The sequence below is a fragment of the Jiangella ureilytica genome, assembly GCF_004348545.1.
Taxonomy (GTDB): Bacteria; Actinomycetota; Actinomycetes; order Jiangellales; family Jiangellaceae; genus Jiangella; species Jiangella ureilytica.
Window position 1 is genome coordinate 1 of sequence record NZ_SMKL01000132.1, and the last position, 6,909, is coordinate 6,909.

Consider the following 6,909-nt stretch of genomic DNA (forward strand, 5'->3'; position numbering starts at 1 on the left):
GCGCTGCGGGCGTCACCGTCGGCTGCTGGGTGTGGTGCGCGGCTGACCGTGGGGCGGAGCGGGCGCGGCCACGTGCTCTAGTCGATGGCGACCACTGTCAGGCTCGTCGTTCCGGCGTAGGTGACGGTGCCGAGGTGGGGGATGCCGGGCGCCAGACCGGTCCAGGTGAGCGTGGCGTCGGTGGGGGTGCCGGGGGTGCCCGGGAGCGGGTCGGGCGTGACGGTCGCGTTGCCGGCCGCGTCGGCGCCGACGGCGAAGGTGCGCAGGCTGAAGCCGACCGCCGAGCCGTCGGGGCTGGAGAACATGTGCACCAGCACCTGGTAGGTCCCCGGCGCAGGCGCGGTCAGGTCGACCCGCTCACCGGCCGCTCCGGTCGCGCCGTTGACCGGCAGCTCGGCGCCGTCGGGCCCGTAGACGTAGACGTCGTAGTCGGCCGTGTCGAGGCCCGCGACGAGCTCGATGCGGGCCAGCGTCGTGCCGCCGGGCACCTCGAACGGCACCAGCGCCGACGACGCGTTGCCCTCGGGGTCGGCGCCCTCGCCGGGGGTCAGTGACCCGTCGCTCACCTCGCCCGGCACCAGCCCGTGCAGGGTGAGGTCGACGTCGCCACTGGTGGCAGCCGTCACCGGGTAGGTGACCGAGCCCTCGGGGCCGGTGCCGGTGACCTCGGGCTGTGCGGCGACGGCGACCGGGCGGGCCACGACGGGGCTGCGCACCGTCGTGCCGCCGCCGCGCCAGGTCAGCGATCCGTGCGCGTAGGCGTCGAGCGGCGCGTCGGTGCGGGTCAGCGTGATCTCGAAGGTCTTGCTCTGCCCAGGCCGGCCGAAGAAGAGGATCGACGGCGTCACGCGCGCGGTGAACCCGGGCAGGTCCACCGACGCCCGGTACAGGCCGGGCGTGACAGCGGTGACGGTGCGGGTGATCGTCTGCCGGCCGGCCAGCGCGCCGACGGCGATCGACGGCTGGTTGAGGTCGGACGGGTCGATCGCCTCGACGCCCGGCACGCCGGTGTCCTCGCCGGTGCCCTCGATGAACGCCAGCCACTCGTCGACGGTGGACTCGTAGACCAGGCCGGGGTCGAGGATGCGCGTCGGGTGGACGTGCCCGGCGCCGGCGTGGAACCGGTCCTCGTCGGGCGAGCCGGACGCCAGCACCAGGTCGTACGCCGTCGTCATCATCGCCGACTTGATCGCCTGCGCCGACCAGTCCGGCTCGGCGGCCCGGACCAGCGCCGCCAGCCCGGCCACGTGCGGCGCGGCCATGGACGTGCCCGAGACGAAGTCGAAGTGGTTGCCTGCGTGCGGTCCCGGTGCGACGGCGGCGAGCACGTCGACCCCCGGGGCGGAGATGTCCGGCTTCAGCAGGTCGCCGCCGTTGGCCGGGGCCGGCCCGCGCGACGAGAACCCGGCCAGCACCGGCCGGGGTGTCGGCGGCAGGTCCGTGCGGTCGCCCACCAGCAGGGCCGCGGTGGCGCCGTGGCCGGCCGCGTACTCGCGGATGACCGCGGCGTCGGCGGCCCTGACGTGCGTGGTCGGGATGACGTGGAAGTCGGCGTTCAGCGTCTCGGCATCGGCCAGGTTGCCCAGCACCGTCCCCACGCCGCCGGCCCGGTGCACCTCGGCCGACTTCGCGATGCGGTCGTACACGCCGCGGTCGCAGACGACGACGGCCCCGGCCGCGCGCCCGGCGTCGAGCGACGACGGTGCGCACAGCGCCGCCTCCTCGGGGTCGACCCCCGATGCCGCGATGTCGCGCCCGTAGACCAGCGGCGTCTGCTCCGTCACGGCCACGTCGCTGATCATCGAGCCGCGGAACCGCCGCCCGTCGCCGAGCTCGACGGTGCCCTCGTAGACCTGGTGCGTGCTGGCGGCGACGGTGGTGAGCCACGGGCTGTTGTGCGCGACGGTGGCCTCGCCCGGCCCGGCGTTGCCCGCCGACGCCGCCACGAAGATGTTCGCCGACGCCGCGGACATGAAGGCCAGCTCGACCGGGTCCATCGGGGTGTCGGTGGCGCCGGAGATCGAGTAGTTGATGACGTCGACGCCGTCGAGGATGGCCTGGTCGATGGCGGCGACGGAGTCGGACGGGTAGCAGCCGCCGGTCGCGGCGTCGTCGTCCTGCCAGCACACCTTGTACGCCGCGACGGCGGCACCCGGAGCCATGCCGGAGCCCGAGCCGAACTCGCGGCCGTTCACCGCCATGGGCACGCCGTGGTTGCCGGCCGCCGTGCTGGCGGTGTGGGTGCCGTGGCCGTCGCCGTCGCGCGTCGAGATGTGCTCGTTCGGGTCGTGGTGCTCAGGCGGGACGTTCGCGACGAAGCCGTCCTCGTAGTAGCGGGCCGAGACGAGCTTGCCGTTGCACAGGCCGGTGGGCCAGTTCTCGCCGGTCTCGCACTCACCGGTGAACGTCTCGCCGTCGGCCTTGAGGACGGCCGTGCCGGTCTCGGAGGTCCGGTACGCGACGCCGGCCTCGCCGGTGGGGCCGTCGGCCAGCGCCGGGCCGGCGAACGACGCGCTCTCGGGCCAGATGCCGGTGTCGATGACACCGACGACGATGCCGCGGCCCGCGTCGTCCGCCCCGCCCAGCGAAGCCCAGACGCCCTCGTCGCCGGTCAGTCCCAGGAACTCCGGCGACGCGACGGTGTCGACGGCGCGCGGGACGTCGGGCACGACGGCGAGCACCCGCGGGTGGGCGGCGAGCGCGGTGGCCTGCTCGGCCGTCAGCTCGGCGGCGAACCCGTTGACGGCGACGGTGTACTGGTACAGCGGGTCGGCGCCGACGGTGGCCGCGACCTCCCGCTGTGCGTCGCTCAGGTGCGCCCGGTAGGCGCGGACCGCGCCCGACCCGGACCGCAGCCTCTCGCCGTCGGCCGGAGCGGTGGCGGCCAGCCCGTCCACCCCGCCCTCGTACATCGCGGCCGGCCGGCCCGTCAGCACGACGACGTAGGAGCCGTCGGTGAAGTCGCGCGCGGCCGGCGCGTCCAGGTCGCGCGGTGCGGCGACGGCGGTCGCGGCGGCGGCCACGGCGGCCACGGCGGCGAGGCTCGCGAGCGCGACGACGAGGCGGGTACGGCGGGGCGGGTGCGCCACGGGGCGTCCTCCGGAGTGGTGACATTCGTCATGGACCGGCCCCGCATCGGTCATCGAGGCCGGTGACATCGCCCACCGGAACCGGCCGCGTGCACCGGTCACGATGGAGTCATGACAGATCGAACCATCCGCGGGACCGCGAGGAGGCCGGAATGGCTGACGTCGTCGAGGTGACCGATGTGCGCCGCAGCTACGGCGGCTACGAGGCCGTGCGGGGCGTGACGTTCTCCGTCGCGCGCGGCGAGCTGTTCGCCCTGCTGGGCACGAACGGCGCCGGCAAGACGTCCACGCTGGAGGTCGTCGAGGGGCTGGCCCGGCCGGGCGCCGGCCGGGTCCGGGTGCTCGGTCACGACCCGTACGCGCAGCGCCCGGCGGTCCGGGCGCGCATCGGGATCATGCTCCAGCAGGGCGGCTTCCCGGCCGACCTGACGGTGACGGAGACGGCGGCCATGTGGGCGGGGACGCTGACGGCGCCGCGTCCGGTCGCCGAGGCGCTCGAGCTGGTCGACCTGTCCGGCCGCGCTGCTGTCACCGTCAAACAGCTCTCCGGTGGTGAGAGGGGCCGGCTGGACCTCGCGCTCGCCGTGCTGGGCCGGCCCGAGGTGCTCTTCCTCGACGAGCCGACCACCGGGCTGGACCCTGAGAGCCGACGCAACACCTGGGCGCTGGTCCGCTCACTGCTCGACGACGGCGTCACCGTCCTGCTGACGACGCACTACCTGGACGAGGCCGAGGAGCTGGCCGACCGGCTGGCGATCATGCACGAGGGGCGCATCGTCCGCGCCGGCACCGTCGCCGAGGTCGTCGCGTCGCAGCCGGCGACGGTGTCGTTCGCGCTGCCGTCGGCGATGGCCGTGGCCGAGCTGCCGGAGCTGGCCGGGACGCTCGTCGTCGACGACGGACGCCGGGTCGAGGTGCACACCGACACCATGCAGACGACCCTGACCGAGCTGCTGCTGTGGGCGCGCGACCGGGGCGTCGAGCTGGACGAGCTGTCGGCCCGGCCGGCGTCGCTCGAGCAGGCGTTCCTGGCGGTGGCGTCGTCGTCCGCCGGCCAGGCCGGGGACGACCGAGACCTGGAGGTGGTGGCATGAACACGCTGCTGACGTCCGGCGCGATGCGCCGGATCCGCGCCATCGCGACGGCGGAGCTGCGCCTGCTGGTACGCAACCGGACCGCGATGTTCACCGCCCTGGTGCTGCCGCTGATCACCGTCGGCGGGCTGAGCGCCATCGGGTTCGGCGAGAACGGCGACCTGCCGCTCGGCGCGCTCGTCGTGACGATGCTGGCCGCATTCACGCTGCTGTACGTCGTCTACTACAACCTGGTGTCGGCCTACGTCGGGCGCCGCGAGGACCTGGTGCTCAAGCGGCTGCGGGTCGGCGAGCTCACCGACGCCGAGATCCTGGCCGGCACCGCACTGCCCTCGGTCGTCGTCGCCGTCGCGCAGATCGTCTTCACCGCCATCGTGGCCGCGATCGCGTTCGGGCTGGACGTCCCGGTCAACGCGGCGCTGGCCGTGCTGGCGGTCCTGGCCGGCGTGGTGATGTTCGTGCTGCTGGCCGCCGCGTCGACGGCGTTCACCCGGAACGTCGAGATGGCGCAGGTCAGCACGTTGCCGGTGGTGTTCCTGTGCATGGCCAGCCTGATCTTCTCCGGCGGCGTGACCGCGCCAGAGAACATCCCCGACACCGCCCAGGCCGTCGTGCGGTTCATCCCGCTGAGCCCCGTCGTCGACCTCGTCGGTCTCGGGCTGACCGGGCAGACGTCCGACGGCGACACCGTCGGGTTCGCGGCGAGCTGGGGCGAGGCCGCGCAGCCCGCCGCCATCGCGGTGGCCTGGATCGTCCTCGGGCTCTGGGCGCTGCGCCGCTGGTTCCGGTGGGAGCCGCGGACCTGACCGCGGGCGGCGTGACAAGCTGATGTCCGTGTCGATGGTCACCCGGTGGTGGGAGGAGCGCAGCGCGCTGCAGCGCTTCGACCTCTACACCCGCGGGACGCTCTACTCGATGGTGGCGGCCGAGCCGCTGGTCGCCCTGTTCATCACGTCGGCCGGCACCGACGGCCCGTCCGCGCCGGCCGTCCTGAGGTTCGTCGCCGTCTCGGCCGTCCACGCCGCCGTCGCGTTCATGGTGCTGCGGGCGGGCATCGAGTGGTACCTCGGCCGTGGGGTGTGGCCGTACCGGTGGACGGCGGGCCTGCTGGCCGCGACCGTCGCGGTCATGGGCGCGGCGGTCGCGGTGTTCGGCTGGGACGCGCCGGCCGAGCCGGGCATCAGCGACGGCGTCGTCACGGTCTTCGCCTTCGTCCTGGTCGTCGGCGTCACGGTCGGCGCACTGACGCCGCGGCTGGCGAGTCCGTCACTCATGGTGCTGATGGTGCTGGTCGCCGCCGCCGTCGTCGCCGCTGGGCTGCTGAGCGACTGGCCGGTGCAGAGCGCGTTCGGCGCCGGCTTCTCGACGCTCTTCGCGTACTTCGGCGGCTGGACGGCGTTCCGGGCGTCGGTGTGGATGCTCGGCGTCGTGTTCGAGCTGGACCGGTCGCGGCAGGTGCAGGCCGACCTCGCCGTCGCCGAGGAGCGGCTGCGGTTCGCCCGCGACCTGCACGACATCCTGGGCCGCAACCTCTCCGTCATCGCCGTCAAGAGCGAGCTCGCCGCCGCCCTGGCCCGGCGCGGCCGCGACGAGTCGGCCGACGAGATGATGGCGGTCCGCGACATCGCCCAGGAGTCGCTGCGCGAGGTCCGCGACGTCGTGCGCGGCTACCGCGAGGTCGACCTCGCGACGGAGCTGTCCGGCGCGCGGTCCGTCCTGCGCTCGGCCGGCGTCGCGACCCGCGTGGTCGGCGAGGTGTCGCCGTTGCCACCCGACGTGCAGGCGGTGCTCGGCTGGGTGGCGCGCGAGGGGACGACGAACGTGCTGCGGCACAGCTCCGCCTCGACCTGCGTGATCACGGTGGCGCGCGACGACGGCTGTGTCACGCTGACCATGGTGAACGACGGCGTGCGCTCGGCTTCCGGTGAGAGCGCCGGCTCCGGGCTGTCCGGGCTGGCGGAGCGGCTGGGCGAGCTGGGCGGGTCGCTGACCGCCGAGCGGCTCGACGGCGACCGCTTCCGGCTGGCCGCGCGGGTGCCGTCATGATCCGGGTGCTGCTGGCCGACGACGAGAACCTCATCCGGTCCGCGCTGCGGGCGCTGCTGTCGCTCGAGGACGGCATCGAGGTGGTCGCCGAGGCCGCGACCGCCGACGAGGCGCTGGCCATGGCCCGGTCGTATGCGCCCGACGTGGCCGTGCTGGACCTGCAGCTGCCCGACCGCGACGGCATCGCGCTGGCCGCCGAGCTCCATGCCGAAGTGCCGGGATGCCGGACGATGATCGTCACCAGCCACGGACGGCCCGGATACTTGAAGCGGGCGCTGGCCGGGGGAGTCGGCGGGTTCCTGCCCAAGACGGTGTCCGCGTCGGTGCTGGCCCAGGTGGTCCGGACGGTGCACGCCGGCGGCCGGTACGTCGACCCCGAGCTGGCCGCCGAGGCGATCAGCGCCGGCGACAGCCCGCTGACCGCCCGCGAGTCCGACGTGCTCGAGCTGGCCGCCGAGGGAGCGCCGGTCGAGGAGATCGCCCGCCGAGCGGCGCTGACCCCGGGGACGGTCCGCAACTACCTCTCGTCGGCCGCGTCGAAGCTCGGTGCGGCCAACCGCCACGAGGCGGTCCACGTCGCCCGCCGCCACGGCTGGATCTGACCGGCTTCCGTTGGCGCGGCAGTTCGCAGATCCCGCCCGGTGGGGTGGGGTGACCTAATCCGCGGGGCGGGGTGACCC

General features: G+C 74.4%; 5 protein-coding genes. 4 read left to right on the forward strand and 1 reads right to left on the reverse strand.

The window, feature by feature from the left end; all coding sequences use genetic code 11:
* Nucleotides 1-77: 77 nt before the first annotated feature.
* Nucleotides 78-3,089, reverse strand: coding sequence for a S8 family serine peptidase (locus E1212_RS28720; RefSeq protein ID WP_162605673.1), 3,012 nt, complete (start codon nucleotides 3,087-3,089; stop codon nucleotides 78-80).
* A 152-nt stretch (nucleotides 3,090-3,241) separates the two neighbouring features.
* On the opposite strand from E1212_RS28720, the gene E1212_RS28725 reads away from it, so the two are divergent.
* From E1212_RS28725 to E1212_RS28740, 4 genes are read left to right on the forward strand one after another with little or no spacing between them, the layout of a single operon-like run.
* On the forward strand, nucleotides 3,242-4,183 hold the full coding sequence (locus E1212_RS28725; RefSeq protein WP_131988916.1) for an ABC transporter ATP-binding protein: 942 nt from the start codon (nucleotides 3,242-3,244) through the stop codon (nucleotides 4,181-4,183).
* Nucleotides 4,180-4,989 (forward strand): ABC transporter permease, encoded by an 810-nt coding sequence (locus E1212_RS28730; protein ID WP_131988918.1) that lies wholly within the window; start codon nucleotides 4,180-4,182, stop codon nucleotides 4,987-4,989. Before E1212_RS28725 ends, E1212_RS28730 begins: the two co-directional genes overlap by 4 nt.
* A 34-nt stretch (nucleotides 4,990-5,023) precedes the next feature.
* The gene (locus E1212_RS28735; RefSeq protein ID WP_238992527.1) at nucleotides 5,024-6,229 is read left to right on the forward strand and encodes a sensor histidine kinase; all 1,206 of its coding nucleotides are present in this window, start codon (nucleotides 5,024-5,026) and stop codon (nucleotides 6,227-6,229) included.
* A complete protein-coding gene (locus tag E1212_RS28740) occupies nucleotides 6,226-6,831 on the forward strand; it encodes a response regulator transcription factor (RefSeq protein ID WP_162605675.1) in 606 nt (201 codons plus the stop codon). Before E1212_RS28735 ends, E1212_RS28740 begins: the two co-directional genes overlap by 4 nt.
* Nucleotides 6,832-6,909: the final 78 nt, after the last annotated feature.